The sequence below is a fragment of the Kitasatospora sp. NPDC052868 genome (assembly GCF_044547105.1).
Lineage (GTDB): Bacteria > Actinomycetota > Actinomycetes > Streptomycetales > Streptomycetaceae > Kitasatospora.
This window is the reverse complement of the sequence record NZ_JBITZW010000019.1, coordinates 72,067-97,624: the sequence shown is the minus strand read 5'-3', so window position 1 is coordinate 97,624 and position 25,558 is coordinate 72,067. Positions and strand designations below refer to the sequence as shown.

The 25,558-nt window shown below is 67.6% G+C and carries 12 protein-coding genes; 6 read left to right on the top strand and 6 right to left on the bottom strand.

Annotation, left to right across the window (positions count from 1 at the left end; translation table 11 throughout):
- Window positions 1–162 precede the first annotated feature (162 nt).
- Entirely contained in the window at window positions 163–1,443 is a 1,281-nt protein-coding gene (locus tag ACIGZJ_RS27275) for a tyrosine-type recombinase/integrase (protein ID WP_396459697.1), read from the top strand.
- 1,137 nt (window positions 1,444–2,580) lie between these two features.
- On the opposite strand, the gene ACIGZJ_RS27270 is transcribed toward ACIGZJ_RS27275, so the two are convergent.
- Entirely contained in the window at window positions 2,581–4,578 is a 1,998-nt protein-coding gene (locus ACIGZJ_RS27270; protein ID WP_396459696.1) for an ATP-dependent nuclease, read from the bottom strand.
- 1,049 nt (window positions 4,579–5,627) lie between these two features.
- Window positions 5,628–6,215, bottom strand: a complete 588-nt coding sequence (locus ACIGZJ_RS27265; protein WP_396459695.1) for a hypothetical protein — start codon at window positions 6,213–6,215, stop codon at window positions 5,628–5,630.
- Between the two features lie 761 nt (window positions 6,216–6,976).
- On the opposite strand from ACIGZJ_RS27265, the gene ACIGZJ_RS27260 reads away from it, so the two are divergent.
- The 4 genes from ACIGZJ_RS27260 (at window position 6,977) to ACIGZJ_RS27245 (ending at window position 9,903) form a co-directional block, all read left to right on the top strand.
- Window positions 6,977–7,918, top strand: a complete 942-nt coding sequence (locus ACIGZJ_RS27260; RefSeq protein WP_396459694.1) for an ABC-three component system protein — start codon at window positions 6,977–6,979, stop codon at window positions 7,916–7,918.
- A complete protein-coding gene (locus ACIGZJ_RS27255) occupies window positions 7,915–8,181 on the top strand; it encodes an ABC-three component system middle component 6 (RefSeq protein WP_396459693.1) in 267 nt (88 codons plus the stop codon). Before ACIGZJ_RS27260 ends, ACIGZJ_RS27255 begins: the two co-directional genes overlap by 4 nt.
- On the top strand, window positions 8,159–9,268 hold the full coding sequence (locus ACIGZJ_RS27250) for an ABC-three component system protein (protein ID WP_396459692.1): 1,110 nt from the start codon (window positions 8,159–8,161) through the stop codon (window positions 9,266–9,268). The genes ACIGZJ_RS27255 and ACIGZJ_RS27250 overlap by 23 nt, the downstream gene beginning before the upstream one ends.
- Window positions 9,269–9,432: 164 nt before the next feature.
- On the top strand, window positions 9,433–9,903 hold the full coding sequence (locus ACIGZJ_RS27245) for a DUF2326 domain-containing protein (protein WP_396459691.1): 471 nt from the start codon (window positions 9,433–9,435) through the stop codon (window positions 9,901–9,903).
- A 309-nt stretch (window positions 9,904–10,212) separates the two neighbouring features.
- Here the strand turns inward: ACIGZJ_RS27245 and ACIGZJ_RS27240 are convergent, their stop codons facing one another.
- The 4 genes from ACIGZJ_RS27240 to ACIGZJ_RS27225 form a co-directional block, all read right to left on the bottom strand.
- Complete coding sequence (locus tag ACIGZJ_RS27240) at window positions 10,213–10,425, bottom strand: hypothetical protein (protein WP_396459690.1); 213 nt, start codon at window positions 10,423–10,425, stop codon at window positions 10,213–10,215.
- Between the two features lie 373 nt (window positions 10,426–10,798).
- Window positions 10,799–11,353, bottom strand: a complete 555-nt coding sequence (locus ACIGZJ_RS27235; protein ID WP_396459689.1) for a hypothetical protein — start codon at window positions 11,351–11,353, stop codon at window positions 10,799–10,801.
- Window positions 11,354–12,084: 731 nt separating this feature from the next.
- Window positions 12,085–12,597 (bottom strand): hypothetical protein, encoded by a 513-nt coding sequence (locus ACIGZJ_RS27230; RefSeq protein WP_396459688.1) that lies wholly within the window; start codon window positions 12,595–12,597, stop codon window positions 12,085–12,087.
- A 9-nt stretch (window positions 12,598–12,606) separates the two neighbouring features.
- On the bottom strand, window positions 12,607–20,019 hold the full coding sequence (locus tag ACIGZJ_RS27225) for a polymorphic toxin-type HINT domain-containing protein (protein WP_396459687.1): 7,413 nt from the start codon (window positions 20,017–20,019) through the stop codon (window positions 12,607–12,609).
- Window positions 20,020–21,061: 1,042 nt separating this feature from the next.
- Between ACIGZJ_RS27225 and ACIGZJ_RS27220 the strand changes: the two genes are divergently transcribed.
- Window positions 21,062–25,186 carry a hypothetical protein gene (locus ACIGZJ_RS27220; RefSeq protein ID WP_396459686.1) on the top strand — a complete coding sequence of 1,375 codons (4,125 nt, stop codon included), beginning with the start codon at window positions 21,062–21,064 and terminating at the stop codon, window positions 25,184–25,186.
- Window positions 25,187–25,558 lie beyond the last annotated feature (372 nt).

Below are 25,558 nucleotides of genomic sequence, written 5' to 3'. Positions count from 1 at the left end.
ACCGGTTGCGCATAGTGATCTTCCGGGCGGTGTGTCGTCTTGAGCGTGTCGTCGCCGTGTGGTTGTGACTACGTCGCGCACCGCCCTTCACGCTCTGCCGCCACGCCCGACCGGGCAGCGACTCTTGGTCCCGGATCACCCGATCGACAGAAGGGGAAGCTCATGGGACAGCGTGCGCGGCGGGGACGGGTCTACCGGCGGTGCGGGTGTACGGACGGGCACGGCAACCAGCTGGGTCCGTGGTGCGTGCGGCTGCTGGGGGAGGCGGGTCACGGGTCGTGGACGTACTGCGTCGACCTCGCCCCGGAAGACGGGAAGCGAAGGACCCGTCGACGGGGCGGGTTCACCAGCCGGGCCGAGGCGGCCCGCGAGATGGCCGCGGTGCTCGACGGTGAGCTGCGCGGGGTCTACGAGAACCGCCGTACCACCGTCGCGAGCTACCTGCGCGAATGGCTGATCACGAGGAAGCCGCACCTCGCGCCGAACACGTACGCCGGCTACGCCGCGTGCGTCGAGCGCGACCTCGTCCCCGCCTTCGGCCACCTCCGGCTCCTCGACCTGTGCCCGGAACACATCGACGACTGGGTCACCGCCCAGCTGGAGGCCCAGCGCGGGCGCGTCACCGTCTACCGGGCCGTGTCCACCCTGCGCAACGCGCTGAACGCCGCCGTGCGCTCGTGGCGGCTGCGCTACAACCCGGCCAAGCACTCCGCTCCGCCCAAGCCCCGCGCAGCCGAGCGAACCTGCTGGACCCCGGAGCAGGCCGCGACCTTCCTGCAGCACGGGGCGGAGCAGTACGCGGACCAGCTGACCGACCTGTTCGAGGTCATGCTCGGCACCGGCATGCGCCGCGGTGAGGTCCTCGCCCTGCACTGGTCCGACGTCCACCTCATGGACCGCAAGCTGTTCGTCCGCTGGACCCTCGCCGCCATCGACAACGGGAAGATCCACCTCCGAGAGCCGAAGACCGAGGCCAGCCGGGCCTGGATCAGCCTCTCCCCCAGGGTCATGGCCGCCCTCCACCGCCAGGCCGCCATCCAGATGACCGCCCACCCCGACGGCCGGCTCGAAGGCCTGGTCTTCGGCCGCCCGGGCGGAACGCCGCTGCGGCCCCAGTGGGTCCTCGACCAGCTCCGCAAACGCACCGCCGAGCTCGACCTGCCCAGGATCGGCCTGCACGACCTTCGCCACACCGCGGCCAGCATCATGATCGCCGAGAACATCCCCGTCGCCGTCATCTCCAAGACAACAACCAGCTCCTCGATGGTCAGCGGCTCGTCCTCGAAGAAGGCCTTGAGCTTGCCAAGCCGGTCGAAGCCGGGCGCTTCCTCACGCGTCAGCCGATCGACGATGCCACCGAGATCCACCTCCGGTCCCTCCTCGGCCCAGGTCTCCGTGAAACCCCCTTGCGGGAAGTCCTCGGCGGTGCAGCCGCTCGGATGATCCCGCACCACGCGCAGGACGAACTCCTCCACCGTCCGCGCGGCTTCCCTGTTCGGCACCACTCTCCGTTCTACCGGAACGCCGCCCTGCGCCGCGTGGGAGGCGAGCCGGTCGTGCCGCACCCCGGTACCGGTGATGCCCACCTTGTAGGCGCCAAGCCTTGGGAAGTGCACGACGTAGACGAGGTGCGAGGCATCCGGGTCGGTAGTCGCAGCGTCGCAGGTGAGGCAGGGCGAAACCCCGCTCGCCAGCTCGGAGACGGAGGTCCTGCGCGCCGCCCCGCAGTCGGTGCAGTGCGCCTCGACCCGCTCACTTAGCCGGGCATAGCCCACGTGATCGCGCACGAGCCCGTACGCGGCGAAGAACTCGACCTGCCAAGCGGTCAGGGGCATGGCAGAGCAGCTGGAGCACCGGCTGCGCCCGGGCATGACCCGGCTGCCGAGGCTCATCGACGCGCTCCACCTCTTGGCTGTCCCACAGACCGCGCACTCCACTTCCACGAGCGACCACACGTGCTCCATCCACTGGGCGAGTCCAGACTCATCTACCACGGCACCGGCAGTGTCACGTGCCAGGAACTCCTCCCCTAGCACGATCCGCGCGGCCTCCTCGTTCGTGATGTCCCATTTCGCCGGCTCGCGCACGAGGCCCTGTTCGTACATCTTCCGGGAGGCACACGAGTTGCAGTATCGGACCTGCTTGTTACGAATCTCGCTGTACGGGATCGCAGCGGGTTGGTCACAAGTGGTGCACAGGCAACGACGCTCGTGTTCCGTGCAGACATGGGGCTCGCAGGGGTTCCAGCCGAGCTTCAGGTAGTGCCCGTCGATGCAAGGCACACACCTGCCGGGCTTTCCCTTGCGGTTGGCACTCGCCCCCTTCCCGCACTCCCTGCACTTACGTTCCGCAGCCATACCGATCTCTCCCGCCCGAACCTCACCTCCGATCGGACGGTACCCGAGACCTCTAACACCGGCCGCCTCTGCCATGAGCTTGCCCGCATCCGGTACGCGACGTCCCGGAGCCCACCGGTGTGCTACGAGAGAGCAACGACGGCCTCGGTACTGGTGGGCTCGCGTATTCAACCGTCGCGAGTTGGCTCACCGGACTCCGGCAGCGGCTCCGGAACGATTCGATCTAGGTAGTGGGCACTGCCGCCTCGACAGCATCGTCCGATCCGAGTTGGCGCGGTACGGCGTGGAAGGACGGCGGCGTGCTGGCCTTTAGCAGTTCCTCGACGTTGGCGAGGAGTTGGACGAGCAGGGAGGGCGGACTGCCTTCCGCGCTGCTGGCGGCTTCCCGGTAGGTGGGGGCGTTCTTGCCAGGGAATCCCTCGCCGGAGTCGATCAGCTGCTTGAGTCTCCTGGACCACGCGGGCCAGGCACCCTTGAGGTACTCCTCCAGGTTGTCGTCGAAGATGGTGTAGGTCGAGGTGGACACCGACTCCGGCCAGGGGACCCTCCTCTGCGCGCCCAGATATCCGAGCAGGTCCGCGTTCATCCGGGCCGCGTCGTCGGAGGCTGCGGTGATCTTCTTCTTGGCTTGGAGGTAGTCGTCGCCCTCCCGTCCTTGGATCGAAGCCAGTTTCCGATCCTCCATGCCGCAGTCTCCGTCGAAGACGACGTAGCAGGGCACTCCGAGGGCAGTGAGGATGGCGTGGCATAGAATCAGGTTGTTCTTGCCGTTGACGTGAATCACGCTGACACCCTGGGCAGCGAGGCCCAGGTTCATGTTCTGGGCGCAGCCGGTGATCAGGCCGCCGTCGGTGTCTCCCTCCACGAGTACGGCGGCCAGGGCGAAGAAGCCTTCGGCGAGGGTGTCGGTGCAGCGGAGGCCGGCGTGGCGGCGCACGCTGCCCGGTTTCAGGTACCCGTCGAGTGCCTCGCAGAGGTCGTTCACGGTGACCTGGCTGGTATGGGTCGTGGGGTGGTTGTCGACGAAGTCCCGGCGAAGCCGGCGTACTTGGTGGAATGCGCGGTGGTCCACGAAGACGGTGCTGTGGGTGGCGTACGTGACCTGTACCCGGCTTCCCTCGGCGGTGGCGAGGTCGCGCAGGACGTCGGCGAAGATCCGTGCCTGCGCCGGGTGTTGGAAGAGTTCGGGCTCCTCGATGGCCAGACACAGGGTGCGGGTCTCCTGGCTGGGCCGCCGGGTCTCGGCGAGGAGCTTGAGGGCCGCGATGATCAGCGCACGCTGGAATCCGTGGCCCTGGCGGCTGACGGAGGTCTCGGCCGCGCCGTCCCGGATGCTGACCTTGAAGCTGGTCCTGGCCGGCTTCGGCGCGTGGACGACTGGTGCGAGCGCGATCCCGCGTCCCGTCGTGAACTGTGCGAGCTCCCGGGAGAGCGCACCCGAGATCCTCTCGAGGACCGGCTTGTACGCCTCGTTCTGGATCTTCAGGCGCTCCTCGTGGGCAGATTTCTCAAGTTCGCCGAGTGCTGCGATCTCCTGCGTCCGGTTCACCGCGTGGTCGAGGATGCGGCCCAGCGCGGAGGCCTTCTGGTCGTCGGCCTCCTCTGCGGCGCGCAGGTCGGCGGAGACAAAGACGAAGTCGATCAGCTCGGCGAGTTTGCTCTGACCGGCGAAGCCGAAGAAGTGGGTGCCGTTGCGCTCGGTGGGGACGAGCCGGTCGCGGTGCTCGCGCTCCCAGGTCAAGAGCGCCTCCAGGACGGCGGCCTCGGAGCCCGCGGACGGCAGCTCCAGGTCCGGCTGCTGGTCGCGCAGCTCGCCGTACGCCTTCCGTTTGGCCATCGCGGTCGGCACGGCCCTGACGGCTTCGAACGGCAGGAAGGCAAGCGCCCTTCCGCTGATCTTGTCCTCGCCGTCCTCCCAAGTGCGCCACACGATCACCGTGTCGCTCTCGGGCGGGGCGTAGCTGCCCAGCACGCCCCGGTCGTACTCGGTGAGGTCGTTGAACTCGACCTCGACGGTGATCCGGCGGCCGTCGGCCGCGGAGTGGAGATCGTGCTCGTCCAGGGAGAGCGTCTTCTCCCCGTTGAAGAACCAGTCGAGCGCACGCAGGACAGTGGACTTCCCCGCACCGGTCGGCCCGATGAAGCACGTCGTCGCATCGAATTCGATGTCCACATCCCGCAAGCTGCGGAAGTTCTGAATGCGTACTCGCTTGATCTTCATCGTTACCTTGTGGCGTGCGAGGGCGGTGGGACGGCCGGCGGTCTGCGACGTATGGGAATGGTAGTGGCCGACGTGACTCGAGGTCAGCGAAATAGCAGTTGGTGCGGTGACACTGGCGCGCCTGGGCTTGGGCTGGCCACGAGCCGGTGGTTTCAAGAGAGCTGTGGGACACGAGCGTCGCGTCGCCGATCGGTCGCTCCTGTCCACAGGTTCACAGCCGTCCGGCACCGCCGGTTCGGTGCGGGCGCTGGTGGTGGGTAGGGCGCGCGGAGGTCGGGTGGGTGCCGTCGTCGGACGGCCAAGTCGGGGAGGGTCGTTGGCGCGGCGCAAGACGGTGCCGGAACTGCTCGCGGAAGCGCTCCTGGCCAAGCAGCAGGCCAAGCTCGCACAGGCTGGCGCAGGGCAGGCGGCCGCATCGAGGCCCGCTCCGGCGAGACGGCCGCGCACGCCCGGCTGCTCGCCGCCGGGGAGAAGCTCCTCGCCAGGGAGGACGCCGCGAAGGCCAAGGAGGCCGCCCGGATCGAGGGCGACCTCGCCAATCGCCAGAACGCACGCGAACGCGAAGCTCCACAGCGGCAGCGGGAGCAAGAACGTGCGGTCCGGGAGCGGGACCGTACCGAACGCGAGCTGGCGAAGCAGCAGTTGAAGGAGGAGGCCGAGCAGCGCAGCAGTGAGGTAGCGGTCGTACTCGACGAGCTGGAGGCGGTGTTGCGCCACCGACCGGACGGGTTGGAGGAGTGGCACCCTCGCTTACACGCCCGGCCAGGCGGCGTGAGCTAGCCGGAGCTCACCGCCGTGCACCTGGCAGCATCGATGTGGGTCGCGGTGGTGGGCTCGAGGCGCGTTTCACCGGCTCCCGTCGCCTAACAGGTCAGAGGCAGTTGCACGGGGTTTTCGGCGGATGTCTCCGCTCGCGCGGCCAAGTCGGCCGAGATCGGTATATAGAGCCGGGTCTGCCGGATAAACGGTGTGGCTCGGGTTTGTGCGCAGGGTCGGTCAGCCGACGGGCAAGGCCGGCGTGTGCGGGTCCGGTCGTGCGCTCCTCGTGGTCACGCCGGAGCGGCACCGGGAAGCGCGAGGGGGTCATGCATGCGCGCGGGCAGTTCGCTCCAGTCGTGGAGTGCGCCGTAGAGCAGGTTCTCGAACTGGGCTCTGCCCTCGTTGACGAGAAGGTCGTTCAGGCAGGCGCAGTCCTGCATCGGGCCGCCGTTGGTGAAGCAGATGAGGATGCCGGCTGCCTGGAGGCCGCGTGCTGCGGCGGCGACCTCTTGCCCGAACGGCAGGGGTATGCGGGCGGCCAGTTCCCGCGCGAAGACCTGCTCGATCCGGGGTCGGCCCAGGGCTGCCCACAGTCGGCCGATGACGGCGCCGACCATGCCGTGCAACGACTTCTTGCCGTCGAGCAGCGCCCGGGCAAACGCGGCGAGGGCCTCGCAACCTCTCCCCCGCTGCTGTTCGAGGAGGGCGTTCCAGGTGGACTCAGTCGCATACCGCAGCGCCTGGGAAGCGATCGCGTCGCTGCCGCCACCGGAAACGATCTGGACGCAGACCTGGGCCGCACCGTCCGACTCCGCCCGGCTCACCACCCGCGATGCGGGCCGCTCGGGCCCCTGCGGGCGGCGTTGGGTCGGGATCACAAGGGTTCTCGGTACTGGGGCGGGAGCGGGTCGCGCGCTGCGGGAGGGACGGTTCACCATGGGGGCGGGACGGCGGGCCCTCGCGCCGGTGGGGCGCGGTTGGGAGGAGTTCGCGGCCCGTCGGGGCGACGGGTCGAGAGGGCGCCTGCCGCCCGGGAGTCCCTGGTGCTGGTGGCAGCGCAGGCCTTGCTGCCGCACGCGGTTCCTGCAGAGCTTCCCGTCCTTCTTCATGGCGCGACACCTGTTGACCATTCACAGAGAGTGGCTGGTCGAACACCTTCGGGCAAGACGTCGAAGGCCCCACCAGATCGATTGAGTCATCCCCGACGACCCTGCGGCCAGTGGATCAGGACGTGGTCGCACGAAGCCGCAGCGCACAGCCCTACGGTTGCCGGCATAGGCCGCCCTGAACTGATCGCTCGCCCGTTCGCAAGGGCGCTGCTGTGCGGGAAACCGACAAGGCAGGAGGCCGGTCGGACCCGGGAGCCGTCTCGGGCGCGGCCTGTGCGCCGCAAACAATGCGGCTGTCACTCCCGCCGTTCTCAGTGCCTCACGGCCCCGCTGGATGGCAACGGCCGGCCTTCCGGCCAGGACCCACAGCGCCATTGGTTCGGGGAGGAACGCTCGCTTCAGTAGGTGGCCGCACTGGTGGCGTGCCATGTACTGCGGTCGCTGCGGCCTACCAGGCTTGTGGGCGGCGCTTCCCTTCCCCGGCCTGATCCCTCGAAGCTACGATGACGACCTTGATATGAGGGGGATGGGTGAATTTCGAGCAGCGCATGTACGCCCGTCTGAAGTTCCTCGACCTCATGGCCGAACTCGACGGCGCCGCGTTCGAGACCTTCTTCCAGAAGGTCATGCAGGCGCGGCACCCGGGCTTCCTGGCCGTGCGGACGCACGGCAACCTGGGCGATCAAGGTTCAGACGGGCTGATGCTGAACAGCAACCGGCTCTACGCCTGCTACGGCCCGCAGACGGTGAGCGCGAAGGACATCAGGAAAAAGTTCAAGGACGACCTCGCAAGCGCGCGCAGCCAGCGCCCCGGCCAGTTCACCACGTTCGTCTTCGTACACAACGACCGGCGTGGCGTGCATCCGGAGGTGGTGACTCTTCTCGCTACCGCCCGCAACGACCACTCCGACTTGCGTTTCGAGGAGTTGGGCAGCCGGGTGCTGTGGCAGGAGCTGATGCAGCTCGACGTCGTCGTGGCCGAGGACCTGCTCGGGTGCGAGATCCCGGTCAGGCCGATGGCCTACAGCGTCGGGCTGGAGGACCTCGTCCCCCTGCTGAACCACCTCACCCAGCTGCGTGCCCAGGCCGATCCGCTCATGGAACTTCCACAAGTACACACCGACAAACTCAGCTACAACCAGCTCGACTCGGAATCACGCGAGAGCCTCAAGCTCGGCCTGCGAAGCGTCCACCTGGTCGAGGCCTTCTACGCCGGCGGGATCCGCGAGCTGGAACAGGACGAGGTCGCACGCGGCTTCCGCATCTACTACGAGCAAGTCCGCCAGGAGTGCGCCGACCCGGAGGACGTGCTGTGGCAGCTTGAGATGTACGTGATCGGCAACGCCGCCCAGCCACCCAGCCGCCATCGCGCGGCATGGGTCGTGCTGGCGCACTTCTTCTTCCGCTGCGACATCTTCGAGGCGCCACCGGCAGGCTGGAGTCCGGCCGAACTAGCACGGGCACTCCAGTGATCACTCCGACCAAGGGCATTGCACCGGAACGGAGTTTGCTGGCCGTCGGTGCCCAGATCCTCCTGCAGCTCAACGAACCGAGGACCGTCAGCCAGACATGGGCACGGCTCAAGGCCTGGCGCGAGGAGAAGGATCACAACTCGCCGCTATCGTTCAGCTGGTTCGTCCTGGCCCTGGACGTGCTGTACGGAATGGGCGCGGTCGAGCTGCGCCACGACCTGCTCGTCGCGAGGAGTGCACATGCTGCGCCGGCTGACCGCTGACGACGCCCGGTTCAAGGCGGTGGTGTTCACCCCGGGCCTGAACCTCGTACTCGCGGACAAGACCAACACGTCGGCGACGACCGACAGCCGTAACAGAGCTGGCAAGTCGAGCATCATCGAGCTCATCCACTTCCTGCTCGGTGCGCGCGCTGATGCCCGCAGCCCCTTCGCCAAGCGTCCCCTGAAGTCGATCACGTTCCAGCTGGACCTCGACTGGCCTGGCGTTACCGAGCCGTTGACGGTACGGCGAAGCGGCGAGCGGCAGGGCACCGTGATGCTGGACCCGCCTCTGACTCCCGCGTCACCGGACACCCTCTTCGCCGCCGAGGGGGAGGCCACCACGGCCCTCGCAGAGTGGAACCAGCTCATCGACCGGAACCTGTTCGGCATGGGGCCGGACCACCCCGGCGTCAGCGGCCGCACCCTCCTCTCGTACCTGGCGCGCCGGGTGTCGTCGCATGGCTTCAACGAGGCTGGCCGGACCCATTCCAAGCAATCCGCGGCCGACGCCACGACCAACCTCGCCTACTTGCTCGGGCTCGACTGGCGCCTGGCCGACGGCTACCGACAGCTGGCCGCACGCGAGGCGACCCGCAGGCAGCTTCGCCAGGCCGTGAACGACCCGGTGTGGGGACGGCTAGTCGGCTCCACCGCCGAACTCCGCGGGCAGATCGCCCTCGCCGAGGCGCAAGTCGCCCGGCTACAGGAACAGGTACGACGGTTCCAGGTGGTTCCCGAGTACGAACACCTCAAGGAGCAGGCCGACGAGCTGACCAGGCGCATCAAGCAGCTCTCGCAAGACGACGTGATCGACCAGCGCAACCTCGAGGAGCTCCAGCAGGCGGTCACTGAGACCGCTGAGGTCGATCTGGACTACCTGGAACGCCCCTACGGCGAGCTCGGAATCGTCCTGCCCGACCAGGTGCTCCGTCGCTACGACGAGGTCGAGGCGTTCCACCTGTCCATCGTCCGTAACCGGCGCCGGTTCCTCGACGCGGAGATCGACCAGCTGTCCCAACGCCTCGAAAGCCGGCGTGCCGAACGAGCGCGCCTTGGCGGCCAGCAGTCCCCCTACTCCTCCAGCTGAGTGAAGGCGGAGCGCTGGAGGCTCTGACAGCCCTTCAGCAGGCTGTCGCTCGAGAGGAGGCCGCACTCGAGGCGCTGCGTCACCGCTACGAGGCCGCGCAGACCCTGGAGGCCAGCTCCCGGCAGATCACCGCCAAGCGGATCGAACTCCAGCAGGCCATGGACGTGGACATCGAAGACCTAAGCGAGCAGACCCGAGAGGCCATCCTCTTGTTCTCCCGCTTCGCCCACGCGCTCTACGGCACCCGCGACGCCTTCCTCGCCATCGAAGCAACCCGTAACCAGATCAGCGTCACACCGCGCATTGACAGCGACGGAAGCCGCGGTATCGGCAACATGGTGATCTTCTGCTTCGACCTCACCCTGGCCGTCATCGCCCACCGCCACGGACGAGGACCCGACTTCCTCATCCACGACAGCCACCTCTACGACGGCGTCGACGCGCGCCAGGTAAAGGCCGCCTTCGAACTCGCCATCCAGGTCGCCGGCGAAGAGAACATGCAGTACATCGTCACCCTCAACACCGACGACCTCGATAAGGCGACCAGGCTCGGATTCGACGCCGCCCCTTTCGTGAACAACACGGTCCTCACGGACGAGCACGCGGCCGGCGGCCTGTTCGGTTTCCGCTTCTGACCGCCCGAACACGCCTCTCACGCGGTCGTCGCGAGCGCGGCAAGGGCACCCAAAGGCTCCTCGCCCGACCATTGCCGTGTCCATAGGCATTCAAGCGATGATGGAGGTGCCGCTCCCTTGTTCCTGAAGGTGATCGTCATACGTGCCACCTCGCGGTGGGACGTGTCTACCGTCTCCGTGCCTGCCGCGACGACCAGCACCACCAGCTCGGCCCTCACTGCCCCCGCCTGAGCTCCGAGCCCGACCACGGAACGTGGACGTTCGCCGTCGAGACCCCGCCGTCATCCCCGGCGGTCACAACCAGACCGTTCACCGCGGCGGCTTCCCCACCAAGGCCAAGCCCGAACCGCCCTGGACCGCTTCCTCGTCAGCCAGCGCATCGGAGTCATCGCTGGCCCGCGCCAGACCCTCGCCGACTACCTCACCATGCTCGCGGCGAACAGCGGCTTCCTGGAACGACCTGTCCGGGCTGTGTGGGGAGAAGCTCCGGAACGACACCTCCGAAGTCCGCTGCTCAGTCATGCCAGGCACCTGGCGGGGCGCGGTGCCGGAGACGGTGCCGCACGCTACATCAGCCGTCGGGTGGATCCGGGAGAACGAGACCGGCCACCAGTGCTGCCCCTCTCAGCCGCCGGGGAGTTCACCGCGGCGCAACAGAGCACGGCCAGCGGCTCGGCCGCGCCCTCCGCAACCCCTTGGGGGCCTCCAGCGGCCCGGCGACAGCCCACCGCTTTGTGTAGCACCCGTCCGCTGACGTTGCCGTCAACTACTGCCGTCACGATGGCCAGAAGCCCCACCGGAGCGGAATTCCGGTGGGGCTTCTGGCCAATTATTGGGCGCTCCTGATAGCCGTGAAGACGAATCCTGCAACGAACACCAAAACCAACCCACGAGGCTAAAGTCCGTCAAGCCAGCGACGTGCCGCAGCGCTCTCGACTGGGTGTCCGATTTCGCCTGTCGCCACCCATTCAGCGAACTTTCGGAGGACTTGCGAGCCGCCTAGTTCCTTCAGCACGAACGCACTGATCGCGGACTCCCAGGTGGTACCACAGGAAAGAACTGACCCATCAAGCGAGAGCATGCGAAATTCGGGGTGACAGTACCCGCTTCCGAGTGGACCTGAAGCACCTCTGCCCATAATGTCCCACGAGTCCTGCAATTCCACGCAGATCCACTGCGAAGGACCGTCCTCCTCAGGAGTAAGCGCAACCAGGAACCGGCGATCGGCCTCACCGAAAAGGCCTGCTTCGACCGACAGGCGGTACCATTCTGCGTTCGCCTTTTCGAGCAGCAGTGGGTCCCCGATCTCGACCAGGGACTCGATCCGACCGTCCTCAGGAGGACAGCTGGGTGCCTGACCGATGACGAGCGGAGGAACGAGCCCACCCAAGTCGCCACATTCATCCAGCACCAGGAGACCCGCTGCGGCAAGAGATTCCTTCAGTTCCATTTCATCCATCTCGGGATCACTACGGTCTCGGCACGTATTGGCTGAGAAGTTTGGCATAGCCGTACTCGATCACGTCGTTGTAGTTATGTCCGAGCACGTACCCAACGACCCCATCGCTTCGCACGAGCACGCGGGTCAAGGTCGTGGGCGATGCCACACCAATGAAGATGGTCGCATTGCACCGTTGGTATTCCCATTCGCTTTGAACCAGTCGGGCCCATTTTTGTTGATCCGCTGGGTGACCCGACCGCTTTCAATGCCGTTCACAGTGTTGTGCACCTCCCTCGGAATCTGCGCCCACGCCTGGCGTCCGGCATCGATCCGCTTCTGCACCTCGTCTGGGTGGTATGGATCGCCCTTGAATGCGGGAGATACCGGATCGCCACACGTATTGTGCACCAGAACCGGCGTGACCCCCGCCAGCATATAGTACGTGTACAGGTCGGCGATGGTGAGATTGTGGCCATCGGCTTCACTCGGGGCGACTGATGTTCGTGCCAGCGCCGGGTTTGGTGGGAGTGGCGGAGTCGGCAGGCATGGTGCCGGGAGTCACCGTTTTGGCCGCCCAAGCCATGGCCGTAGTCGAGTTGCAAGGCGTCGTGGTGATCGTCCGTCCATGGAACTGCTAGGCGGCCCGATCGCCCCGCGATGGCATGTGAAGGCAGCCGCCGCATCGGCCGTTAGCCCCATCGGAAACAAACCCGATGGGGCTAACTTTTCAGTGACCTAGATTATCGAAGATCCCACCGCAGAAACTCTCCAGCCGCGATTCGGACATGCTCAAGCCGATCGGCGTCATCCTCAATTAGCGTGAGGGCCTCGTAGGCATAGCTTGCCGCATCAATGGAACGTCCAGAAAACACTTCGGAATAAAGTAGCCAAATGCCGCTCTTCGCAACGGAGACACATTCGATGACCAGATCCCTTCCTTGAAGGGCAAGCTCGGTTGCCTGGCCCTCGCCGGCAACCAGTAGCAGCAGGAGCTCCAAAAACTTCCCCCTTGCAGAAGGGGAAATATCGTCGGCCAATGCGGCGAGGGCAACGGAGACGGTCGGTACAGACGGTTCAAAAAGAACTGATGGCATTAGTACATGACCGTCAAGCATTTCGATATCGAATCCACTTTCCTTGTCAGATCTGGCCAACTTCACAAGGTCTGTCGCGACATGAGCGGCTGACATTCCGCAGCCACAGCGCAGTTTGGTCCAGTCATGTCGTTTAATCTCAAGCTCTACGAGTTTCACGAGGCCATCCTAGTCTCCCCAGGATCCGCCTGGGGCGCCAACGGCGCCGGGTACGAAACTTGATCTGTTGGGATAGTCAATCTGACAGTAGATGCATACCGGCTTCGGCGTGGCTGTCAAGATGCCGTCGACGCTTTTGGTCACCTGGTAGGCGTCAGTGAAAATGATCTTGCTTAGATCGCCACCAAGGGCAAGCAGCGCATTGCCCTCCGCGCAATAGGAGCTGCACCCGACGCGTCCTCCTGATGACGCCAGGACGAAATCGCCAGTCTCAGTATTCAGTGCTCCTACATACGTGCGACTAGATGTGGCGGCACTGCGACTGAATACTGCGAAAGCGGGAAGTCTCCGCTCCAGCTGTGCCAGCCTTTCCGCTTGCGACCAACCAGGTTGTGCTTGATCTACCTCTATAGCCGGGGGCTTGCCTCCGCCAGTTCCACGACTGCTTGGTACATCGCACGAATTATGCACGAGGACCGACGTCGTGCCCGCCAGCACATAGTACGTGTGGAAGTCGTCGACAGTCAGGTTGTGCATCGATGCCCGGCCCGACACCGGGCGCACGGCTGCGACCTCGACGAGTTCGCCGGATTCGCTCTTGAGCGCATGTCCCTGGATGAGCTCGCCCGCTGGAGTCCAGGATCGGGTGGTGTCATCCCAGAACGGATGGTTGGACGTGGTGTGGACTGTCTCTTCGACGGCTCCTGCGGTTTTGATCGTCAGGTCGACGAGGTCCTCGTCGTCGTCGACCAGGGTGGCCAGGACCGCCCGATCTCCGCTATCCTCGCCCGCTGGTCGTTCCGGGTCGCCTGACTTGACCTTGTCGCCGGTCTGGATGTCGCCGATGGCCTTGCTGGTGCCGTCGGCCATCAGGACCGGGGTTTCCGGTGTGAAGCTGCAGGAACCAAAGACCTTTTTGAGTGCCTTCTTGACACCACCCGAGTCCTTGACAAAGGTTTTGACAAGCTTTGCGCCCTTGACTGCTCCCTTGACTATTCCGACGCCATCTGCCGCGATTTCTACTACCGCCTCGGTGACCCTTCCTGCAATGTAGGCGGGATCGCTTTGGGAGATTCCGAAGGTGTCTGCCATCGGGGTGGCGGTCGGCGTCATGTAGGGAACTGGCGGTGGAATTCCCGCTGCCTGGTAGGAGCCGTGGATGATGTTGTTGCCGGCGGTGTAGGGGCTGTTTTCCGCAACCCAGCCAACAGCTTCATCCACAACGCCTGCGGCGAACTTACCGACCGTCTGCGCTACCTTTTTGCACCAGCTGCACTTCGGCCAGAGGCCGTCCTGGTCGCTGAGGTTGACGGGGTTGTTGTTGCTGTAGGTATAGCCGTTGATCTGCTGGGGGTCGGTGAGATTCAGGACGGGGTCGACGGAGATGAAGCGGCCGTTGGCGGGGTCGTATTCGCGGGCGCCGAGGTGGGTGAGGCCGGTGGTGGAGTCTGCGATGCCGCCGACGAATCCGCGTTCGGTAGGCCAGGCAGCCGGCTTCTTGCCGCGCGGGGTGCCGAAGGGTGTGGTGTCGGCCCGGGTGTAGGCCATGTTGTCGGAGCGGACGGTGATCTGGGCGGTGCCCTGCTGGTCGGGCAGGAGGTAGTTGAGGGTGCCGTCGGAGCTCTTGACGATGGTGACGTTGCCGGCGGTGATGTAGCGGGTGCCGGTGACCTGGTTGGTGGCCTTGGTGAGCTTCAGCTCCTGGCCGCCCAGGTACAGGGTGACGGCGTCAGGCTCACGGCGCAGGAGGCGGTTGCCATCGGCGTCGTAGAGGAAGGTGGTGCTGGATCCTGCTGTGGTGGACTTGGCGAGGTGTCCTTCGGTGTCCCATTCGAGGGTCTGGTCGCCGTCGGCGGTGACACGGCGGGTGGTGTTGCCGGCGTTGTCGTAGGTGAAGGTGTCGGTTCGGGCGCCGGGGCCGGTGGTGTCGACGCGGCTGAGGGCGTGGGGCTGAAATCCTCCGGGGGTGGGGTAGGTGGAGGTGCGCTGGGTCTGCTCGGATTGCTGGTTCTCGGTGGTCTGTGCGAGCTGGGTCCAGGTGAGCCAGCTTCCGGTGGCCGAACTGCGCTTGGTGTAGTTGACGGCTCCTGCGGCCGCTACCAGCAGCTTGAGGTCGCCGGCCGAGTTGACGACTGCGGCCGAGACCGGCTGGGTGAGTGCTCCCACGGCCTGGCTGACGTTGCCCCAGCCCTGCCAACTGGCGTCAGGGCGCCGGACGGTGTGCCAGATGCTGCCCCCGGCGAGGGTGACGACCTCCAGGCCCGCGTTGGTGGCCGTCGCGCTGACGGTGCCCGGTGAGCCGAGGGTGCCGGTGACGCTGAAGACGTCGCCCCAGGCCTGCCAGTTGCCGCCACCGTTGCGGATGGTGTGCCACAGCCTTCCTCCGGCCGTCACGACGACCTCGAGGCCCGCACCGGTGGCCGCGCTGGTGACACGGGTGGGAGTGCCGAGCGTCCCGGCCTCACCGAAGACGTTGCCCCAGGTGGACCAGGCGCCGTTGGGCCTGCGCAGGGTGTGCTTGAGGACTCCGTCGGAGAAGGTGAGGACCTCCAGGCCGGAGGCCGTGGCGGACAGGGCGAGCTGGTTCGGGTTGCTGATGGACCCGGCGACCGGGGTGACGTCACCCCACTTCTGCCAGGATCCGTCGGCGTTGCGCAGGGTGTGCCAGACCCTGCCGCCGGCGACGGCCATGATCTGCAGAGTGTTGTCGGCCCAGGAGGCGGCCACGTGCTCGACCGGGGGCAGTGCGCCCGCGGTGGTGGACTGCAGGTCCTCGTAGTTCTTCCAGGTGCCGTTGGGGCGCTGCTGGGCGAGCCAGACCTTGCCGTCGGCGAGTGCGACCGAGGAGGTCTGGTTGTCGCCCGCGACGGCGATCGCGTTCACCTTGGAGGTGTCCACGAGCGGGCCCGGCAGGGCTCCGCTGGTGCGGGTGGTCTCCTGGGTGCGATTGCCTGCCGCGTCGTAGGTGTAGCTGGTCCAGTACGGGTCGATGCCACCGACCTTGGGCTGGGTTCCTCCGCCCGGCTTTGCGACGCAGTCGTCGGTTCCGGTCCAGGCGTTGGTCATGCGCTGGGCGAAGTCGTAGGTGAAGCACTGCGTGTCCGTGACGCTGCTGTCGTCGCGGTCGTTGCGGATGCGGGTGATGTTCCCGACCGGGTTGTAGGTGTAGGTCTTGCTGTCGAGGGTCTGCGGTCCGGCCTTCTCGCGGTCCGACATGACCTGGGCGAGGCGCTGGGTCGCGTTCTCGTAGACGTAGGTCTGCACCGTCCGGGAGCCGATGTTCCCGATGACGCTCTGCAGGACCTGTCCGGTCGGCGAGTACAGGTTGCCGAGGGAGTAGACGCGGGTGGCGTTGCTGATCGAGGTGGGCAGGCCGAGCGGGGTGTAGTTGCGGCTGAGGATCTCCTCGGGGAGCCCTCCGCCGGCCGGGTAGGAGGTGGTGGCGACCAGGCCGGTGTCGGGTGTGTAGGACTGGGAGGTGGTGTAGGTGGCGGCGAGCGCCTCCTCACCGGTCACCGTGGGAATGGTGACGGAGGCGCTGGTGGGCCTGCCCGCGGCGTCGTAGGCGGCGACGGCGGTGGTGTAGGCCTTGCCGTTGTCGTAGCGGGTGCTGTCGACCGGCAGGCCCTTGCCGCCGTTGAGCGAGTCGTAGGTCCAGGCGGCGAGCTTGGTCCCGGTGGTGGAGCCGTCGAACATGGCGGTCTTGCGGCCGAGTTCGTCGTAGGTGTAGGCGAGCGTCTTGCTGCGGGAGTCGGTGACCGTGGCGAGGGTGCCGTCAGCGTTGTAGGTGCTGGTAGTGGTGCCCTTGTCCGGGTCGACGGCCTTGGTCTGACGGCCGAGGAGGTCGTACTCCCAGCTCCAGTTGTTGCCGGCGGCGTCCACTGCCCTGGCGAGTTTGCCGGACAGGTTGTAGCTGTACTTCAGTGCCTCGTAGGCGGATGCCGGGGCGTTGTAGTCGGGGCTGCCGTCGCTCTTGTAGTGCCGCAGCTCGGTGGTGCGGCCGTGGGCGTCGATGACGGTGAGGGTGGGGGTGCCGCCCTCAGGCGGCGTGATGGCGGTCCAGTTCGCGCCGTAGCGGGTCGTGGTGCGCCACTTCTCCACGTTCTGGGACTTGAAGATGCTGGCGGTGGGCCGGTCGAGGCCGTCGAACTCGGTGTCGGTCTGGGAGGGGACCTTGTTGTCGAGGCCGATCCACAGGGACGACTCGGGGGACGTGTTGTTCCAGTACGGGGCGTTGGACCGGTAGACGCGGCCGTGGCTGTCGTAGAAGCTGTCGGTGATGTTGCGGCCGCCGTTGTGCGCGGTGGTGCCGCCGTGGGCGTCCTCCTGGACCTGGCGGGGCCGCAGGAGACCGTCGAACAGGGCGATGCTGGTGCGGTAGTCGCCGCCCTCCAGCAGGGTCCTGGTCGTGACGGCCGGTGGCCTGCCCGCCTCGATGGTGTACGTGTAGGTCTCGTTGGCCGAGGAGGTCTTCGCCCGCCCGGGCTTCCACATGGCGGTGGTGCGGCCGAGTGCGTCGTAGTCGACGTACGTGGTGCGGTCGTTGGCGTCGACGGCCTTGACCGGAAGGGCCCGCAGGCCGTCGTAGGTGGTGGTGGTCGTGAACTTCTTGGGGTTGACGGCCTGGATGGTGGTCGGCTGGCTGCCGGAGGCCGGGGTGTAGGCGGTGGTGGTCTCGGCGTTGTTGACGTCCTTGACCGAGGTCACGCGCCCGTACTGGTCGGACACCGTGGTGGTGGCGGTCAGGTAGCGGGCGTTGGCGCCGTCGTAGCGTTCGAGCGCCTCGGTCTTGGTGGCGTTGCCCTTGCCCGGCTCCGGCGCGGCGCCCAGGGGCTTGCCGTCGTAGTAGGTGCGGGTCTCGCTCGTGACGTTCGCGGGCGAGGCACCGGTGGAGCAGACCGCGGATGTGGTCTGGACGGACTGGGGGTAGGAGATGAGCCAGTTGGCGGTGTCCGCGGCGACGTAGGTGGTGCGGGAGCACTGCTCGTCGCCGGCGACGGCCGTGTCGCCCTCGTCGGAGACGGTCGTGGCCTGCCCGTAGTCGTCGAATTCACGGGTAAGGCGGTTGGACCGGGCTGCGCTGCCGTCCGCGTTGAGGGAGGTGGCGCTCTCGCTCTTGGTGCGGACCATGGTCGCGGTCAGCGGCGGCAGTGCGGTGGCCTCGGGCCGCCCGGATTCGGCGGGCTTCACGGCGGTGGGCGTGCCGTCCTTGGTCGGCAGCGCCTTGACCGCCCGGCTTGCGGTGCTCCGTGTCCAGGGCGTGCTCACCGTACTGGTGAGGGGCCTGCCGCCGTCCTGGTCGTAGACGATGGTCTCGCGCGCGTATCCGGCGAGTTCGTTGCTGTCCGTGATTCCCTGGAGTTGGCCGACCGGTCGGGGCTGGCCGTTGGCGAGGGTGTCGCCGTCCATTCCCCGGAAGTAGACCGTCTCGGTGAGGCTCTTGTTGGAGTCACCGACGCGGACCTGGACCCGCTGGTAGCCGCGGAAGTCGCTCCAGGTGCGCTGCTTGTCCGGGGTGAACTCGGAGTTGTCGCGCCGCCAGGCGGCGTCGCCGATGTAGTCGTACTTGGTGACCTTGTCGGCGGATCCGGATCCCGCGACGAGGTCGTCCTCGGTCACCTTGTCGACGAGGTACTTGTGGAACCAGTCGAGAACGGGGTCGACCGCGCCGTCCGGGGTCCACCAGGTCGGGTAGCAGCGCCGGGTGTTGCTGTCCGGCGCAGGAAGCGCGCCGGCCACGCAGTCGGCCTTGGTGTACTCGATGTTGGTGTTGGATCCGGTCTCGGAGCCGACCCGGTTGATGCGGTAGCGGTTCATCGGGGGCCGGCCCTCGGCGGCGTCCACCCGGTTCGGCATCGGGTCCCCGTGGCCGAACGTCACCGGCTGCAGCGCCAATTGGGTGGCGCCGGCCTTGGCCGTGCGGCTGATCGACTGCAGCCACAAGGCCCGACCGCCGCTGTCGCCGACAGCGGGGAAGTCCTGGAAGAGGCTCCAGGAGTCGATGTCCCGGTAGGTGCCGTTGCCCTGCAGGGCCTGTGTGGCGATACCGGTCAGGCGCTTCTTGGACCAGAAGGTCGGGGCGCCGTTACGGCAGTCCTGGCCGATGTCGCAGGCCTGGTCGGCAGGGGTGTCGTACCAGACGGCTGCGTTGGCCTTGGTGAACGAGCAGTCGGCTGCGAAGCAGCGGTCGGCCGTGCTGAAGGCGACCTTGCCGGCGGGCGAGGCGTTGTAGACCTGGCCGGCGCGGTGTCCGTACTCGATGCGGTTGAGCGTGGCGGCCCGGGTGTAGGAGGCGTTCGCCTTCGGGGTGCCGGTGGTGGCGCCGATGTTCTTCGTGTAGGCGTTCTTCTCCTGGTCGTAGAAGTACGCCAGCGCGTTGCCGTGCGGGTCGACGACGTAGTCGAGCTGCCAGCGCCAGGCCCTGTCCCGGGCGGAGTCCTGGAACGCGGGTGCGTAGCCGGGCTCACCGGGCTGGTTGCCGAAGACCGGTACGGTCAGCGCGGACCCGGTCTCGGGCTTTCCCGCGCTCCAACCCGGCAGGCGGTTCTTGCCGAAGAAGTACTGGGTGCCGTCGGGCGTGGTCACCTTCCAGTACTCGTTGTCGGTGTCACCGTTCGCGGTGTCGGTGGCGTTACCGTTGAGCTTCTCGACGCGGGAGCCATCGTCGTTCGACAGCTTCCAGGTCCCCGTGGCGTCGTCGCGGACCAGCGAGGAGGTGTTGCCGTTCAGGGAGACCGTGGCGTTGTCCGACTTCCAGCAGAGGTCACCGGAGGTGGACGGGGCGGTGCTGCCCTGTCCCTTGTCGCCCGCGCAGCCGGTGTAGCTGCGCTCGATGAACCCGGGGTCGTAGTCCCAGCCGTCGCCGATCCACGAGGACTGGTTGTTGGTGGTGGAGGTTCGCCCGTCGATGCTGGAGGAGGAGTAGCCGAGTGCGACCTTGGGTGCCAGGCCGCCTGGGACTGGCGGTACCTCCAGCGGGTAGGACCAGTTGAACGACCCGCTGTTGCCGCTGACGGACCACGAGCTCGAGGGCGCGAGCGAGGTGGCCTTGAAGTCGCCTTCCGGGCCTGCGGCTCCTGCGGTGGCGGCGAGTACCGTCGCGCCCGACTGCACTGCTGTGAAAGCAGCGGCGCTCTCGGAACGAGCGACACTGCCCGCAGGAGTCCCGCTCGTGGCGCCGCTGGGCGCCGTGACCTCTACGTCGGCTGCGAGCTTGGCCGCCTTCGTGTCGTTGGCGGCTTCGACGGGGGTCGCCGTTCGGCATTCGGGCCTGTCGGGCTCCGTCAGTGCGCAGGCGGGGAGCTGAACGAATGTGAGGCGGGAGGCCCAGTCGGCGCCGAACGCCTCACGGAACTTGCTGTAGTCGAGCTGGACCCGCGTCCTGCCGGGCTGAGCGCTGCCGTCCGCGGGCTGAAGGCTCACCAGGACACCGTCGATGCCCAGCTTTGCCGCCGCGGCGCGATCGGACAGTTGGACGCGGACCTTCGCGGGTGATGCGTCCGCCTGGCCGTCGACTGCCACAGGTGCGACCGCGATGGGAAGGTCTGCGGCCTTGACCTGTTCGGTCGGCTTCGGCGACTGGGCGCCGGGAAGCTGGACATCGCTCTGCCCGGCCTTCGGCCAAGAGGCGACGGGAGCCGCAGCCTTGGCGGCCGCAGACTTGGTGACGGGCTGTAGCGGCACGGCCGCGACAGGCACTGACTGGGTCTGTTGTACGGGTGGCAGCTTGAATTCGAAGTCCGCCGCGAGGGCTACTGCGGGCATCTGAAGGACGCCGGCTATGAGGGCCACTGCGGTGATCGGCGCCAGCCTGCGCTGGACCGGGCGGCCTACCGCCTCGGACCGCCGCTTGCGCGGCCGCGGCAGCTGAGCGCCCCTATCGGATGGAGGCATCCGTTAAATCCTCCGTCTCGGTCTGGTGCGGGTGCGATCGCACCCGGGCGGGACGCTACCAAGGCCGACGGACAATCAATCTTTGATCTGTGGACAGATCACTTCGACCGGCTGACTTTATCTCACTTTTATAACTCCTTCCTCGATTTACTGACGAGTCATCACTAATTGGGCGTGCCCAATTAGCTCGAATTGTCCACGGATGTCCGCCTGAAACGCCGGACTCCATCCCCGGTCATCACGATTTCGCATCTGATCGGGCATCTGATCGCTGGCACCGCTCCGTTGCAGGTCAGAGGGATGTCACTCCCTCCTTGCATGATGGGGCCGCTCCCGTCGGACGAGGAAAGAGAAGGGGATGCACCGTCATAATCCGGGCCACAAGGCCTCAGAGCGGCGTCGGCCCACCATGGCAATCGGGGTCGTTGCCGCGCTTTCGCTGGCAGTTCTGGCCCCTCTGCCCGCCTATGCGGCCGGCACCGGTACCACGCCCCCCACGCCGCCCGTTCCGGCATCCGCCGGCACCCCCGAGCAGTCCGCGATCGCGAAGGCGCGGCAGTCGGGAAAGCCGGTGGATGTCACGGAACGCCAGGACGAGTCGACCGAGCTGGTCGCCAACCCCGACGGCACGCTGACCTGGCGCCAGCACGCGCGGCCCGTCCGCGCCAAGGCCGCCGACGGCACATGGCACCCGGTGGACGCGGCCCTCGAGCGCCGCGCCGACGGCAGCATCGCGCAGCGGGCCTCCGTCTTCCCGATGACCTTCTCCAGCGGCGGGTCCGGCCCGCTCGCCACCATGGTCAAGGACGGCAAGTCGCTGTCCCTGTCCTGGCCTGCGCCGCTGCCGCAACCCGAACTGGACGGTACGACGGCGCTGTACCGGGACGTCCTGCCCGGCGTCGATCTGAAGATCCTGGCCGAGAGCGACGGCTTCAGCCACCACCTGGTTGTCAACACCCGTCAGGCCGCGGCCGATCCGCGCCTGGCGCAGATCACCTACGGCCTGAAGACCAGCGGTATATCGCTGGCCAGGGGCCAGGGCGGCGACCTCGCAGCCACGGACAGTGCGGGTCGAACCGTGTTCACCGCGCCGGCCCCCCGGATGTGGGACTCCCACGCCCCGGCCGAGGCCACCGCGGCCGCATCCCCGTCGAGCGGCGTTCCGCAGTCCAAGTCGCTGAAGTCGGCCGCGGCCCCCTTGGCGGCCGGCGATGCCGGCAGCGCTGCGCCGTCGGCAGCCGAGCACCCTCCGGCCGTGATGGCCGCCGAGGTCGGCGCCGACACCCTCCGGCTGACCCCCGACGCGGACCTGCTGCACGGCCAGGACACCGTCTTCCCCGTGGTCATCGACCCGACGTTCACCGACGGCTGGCGCAACCGCTGGGCCGTCGTCTACTCCGCCACCCCCAACGCCGCCTACCCCAACGGTGACGGCTGGCACTCCGACAATCCCGCAGACGAGCCCCGGGTGGGCTACAACGGCAGCGGCAACACCCGCTCGTTCTTCGAGATGAACACCGCCCCCCTGGTCGGCTCGACCGTCCTCTCCGCCACCTTCCACGTGGACGAGACCCACTCGTGGGGCTGTGACCCCGGCGTCGCCGGCAACACCGAACTGTGGTCCACCGGGCCCATCAGCCAGAACACCCCGACGTGGAACAACCAGGCGAGCTGGAACCAGCTGCTGGACGCCGACGCCTTCGCGCACGGCAACCCCACTTACTGCCCCGGCGTCGAGGGCCACGACTTCACCACCGACGCCCTGCGCAACGTCGTCCAGGACGTCGCGAACCGGGGTGAGAACCTCACCCTCGGCCTGAAGACACCGGACAACTACCTCGGCAACCGCAACAGCTTCAAGCGGTTCAAGAACAACCCCTACCTTGAGGTCACCTTCAACCGGGCGCCGTGGCTCCACGACTACGCCGCCTGGGAAGGCCAGTGGGCGCCGGGCAGCAGCAGCAACGTCAACGTGCCCTGCATCAGCGACCCGGCCGCCTGGCCGACGATCGGCCGCAACGACGTCGTTCTCACGGCGCAGATCTCCGACCCCGACGGCTACGTCCAGGCGAAGTTCGAAGCCTGGGACCACGGCAACGGGCAGATGTTCTTCTCCACCCGAGCGGGTGCCCCGAGCGGCTCCTGGGCAAGCACGACCCTGCCCGTGACGAGCCTGCGCGACGGCAGCCAGGTCAAGTGGCACGTCCAGGCCGAGGACGGCCTGGTGGGATCCGGCTTCGGCCGCGACTGCGGTTTCAACGTCGACCGCACACCCCCCACCAAGCCGACCGTCAGCTCCGCGGACGGCCACCGCATCGACATCGCCGAGGTCCCTCCGCGTGTCGAGCGCAGGATCAAGTTCGCCTCCAGCGACCAGTTCGGCCTCACCGGGTTCTGCTACGCCCTGAACAAGCCCCTGCCCGTGGTCAACCGCGGCTGCGGCGGCACCTGGGTGGCCGCCGGGCCGGACGGCACCGCCACCGTGTCCGTCACCCCGACCCTGTGGCCCACCAACCGGATCACCGTCCAGGCCATGGACAAGGGCGGCAACCTCTCGCCGTTCGACGGCTCCGACGGCGGACCCGACTCCAGCTACACCATCCTTAAGACCGCCGAAACCCCGTGGGTGCGCGACGCCACGGACCCGGCCCTGGTCGGCGACCGGCCCGGAGACCTCACCGGTGACGGCCATGCCGACCTGGTGGCCGCCAACAGCAGCGGCGGCCTCGTCCTGTACGCCGGCCGAGGCGACGGCACCTTCGACACGCCCCGCGGTGTCGCCGAGCCCGGCTGGTCCGGCGCGCTCATCACCCACCACAGTGACCTGGCCAGCCAGACGCCCGGCGTCACCAAGGACGGCTACGAGGACTTCCTCGTCAAGCTCGGCACCCGCCTCTACCTCTACCCGGGCACCGGCATGGGCGGCCCCGACGAGAGCAAGCGCACCGAACTGCTCCACCCCGGCGGCGGCGACTGGTCCGGCGCCACACAGATCACCGCAGCCGAAGGCCTGGACAACACGGCAGGCGGCGACCTGCTCGTCAAGGACGGCGACAAGCTGATCCTCTACACCGGCACCCCCGAGGGCCCACTGGCCACCGAGACCGGCACCACCATGCTCAAGCCCGGCACCACCGTCTCAACGAACGGCTGGAGCGACTACGACGTGCTCGCCCCCGGCGACGTCACCGGCGACGGCGTCCCCGACCTGCTCGCGCGCCGCAACACCTCCGACCCCGGCGACGGCGAGTACGGCCGCATCCGCCTGGTCACCGGCACCCGCAACGCCTCCGGCTACCAGGTCGGCGCCCCCGCCTCAGGCAGCGTCTACGCCACCGGGTTCGACCCGCAGCACCGACCGATGATCACCACACCCGGCAACACGCACGGCAGCGTCGCCCCCGGCAGCGACGGCCACCCGCTGTTCACCCCGACCCCGGGTCAGCAGGTCGGCGACGTCCTCGCCACCACCCCGCCCGACACCAACATCCCCGTCACCTACTACACCGCCGATGGCAACGCCCAGACCATTACCTGCCCCACCGGATGCCTGCTGCTCTACCCCGGCGCTCCCACCGGACTCGGCCTTCCCAGGCTCGTCTCCCTCGGCGGCCTGAACACCGTCACCGCCCTCGACGGCGGCCAGAGCCTCAAGGCACCGGTGACCGCGATGACCCGGGCCGCCGACGGCACCCTCGTCGCCTCCAAGACCCTCGCGGACGGAAGCCTGTGGGCCACCAACCAGACCAGCACCAACTCCTCGTTCCGGTCCTGGTACCAGCTCGGCCCGGCAGGCCGGCACACCGGTGACCCGGCGCTGACCCTCTCCTCCGCCGCCGGCGGCACCGTCCACGTCTTCGCCCGCACCCGCGCCGGCGCGATCGTCGACTACGCCCAGGCCGACCCGGCCTCCGGGTTCAGTCTGGCCGTCCCGGTCGGCTCCGCGCCACCGGTCTTCGCCGCGGACCCGGCCGTGACCCTCGCGGCCAACGGAACCATGATCGTCACCGCGCTCGACAGCGTCGGCGACATGTGGGCCGCCAACCAGAGCAGCCCCGGCTCGCAGTTCGGCACCTGGTACAAGATCAGCCTCTCCGGCGGCCTCACCGGGCGCACCGCCTCGGTCCTGTCCTCCGGAGCCGGCGGCACCGTCAACATCTTCTCCCGCACCACCAACGGCCACATCGCCTACTTCGGCCAGACCGGCCCCACCTCCGGCATCGGAAGCGGCGCCTACCTCGGCAGCTGGTCCCCCGCCTTCGCGGGCGACCCCAGCGTCACCATCGCCGCCAGCGGCGCCATGATCGTGGCCGCGATCGACGTCAACGGCGACATCTGGGCCATCGACCAGCTCCAGCCCGGTGGCGAGTTCCGCTCCTGGTACAGGATCAGCCTCAACGGCGGCACCGGAGGAGCCACCAGCATCGTGCTGTCCCCCGGCGCGGGCGGCACCCTCAACATCGTCGCCCGCACCGCCAACGGCCACATCGCCGTCTTCGGCCAGAGCGGGCCCACCTCCGGCTTCGGCACCGGCACCTACCTCGGCGACCCGAGCATGATCTTCGCCAGCGACCCCCGCGTCACCCTGGCCGCCAACGGCGCCATGATCGTCTCAACCGCCGACACCACCGGCACCACCTGGGCCATCGACCAGCCCCAACCCGGCTCTGCATTCCGAGCCTGGTACCAGGTCTGACCAACCAGCAGACAAAGGGGGGCGGCCCGCACAGGGCCGCCCCCTTCGCCGTCCAGAAGTCCGTCCGGCCAGCAAGGCGCGCGCCTGCAAGAAGCGCCACCACCACGCCACCCGAATCCTCGCCCGCGCCTGGCTCCGCGTGATCTGAGCCCGCCAGCGCGCCGGCACGCCCTCCGGCCCCGGCACCCGCCGAGCCAACGGCAAGATCAAAAATGCTCCCGGCCCACTCTGGCGGCATAGGGGTTGGCTCATGAAGCTCGTCGAGCGACCTCCTCGGCGGCATCAGCGTCAGCGCGGTCCAGGTCGCCCAGTGGCTGCAAGGCTTTCGCAACTTCCTTGCAGGAAACTGCCATTACGGGTGGAAAGACCGTG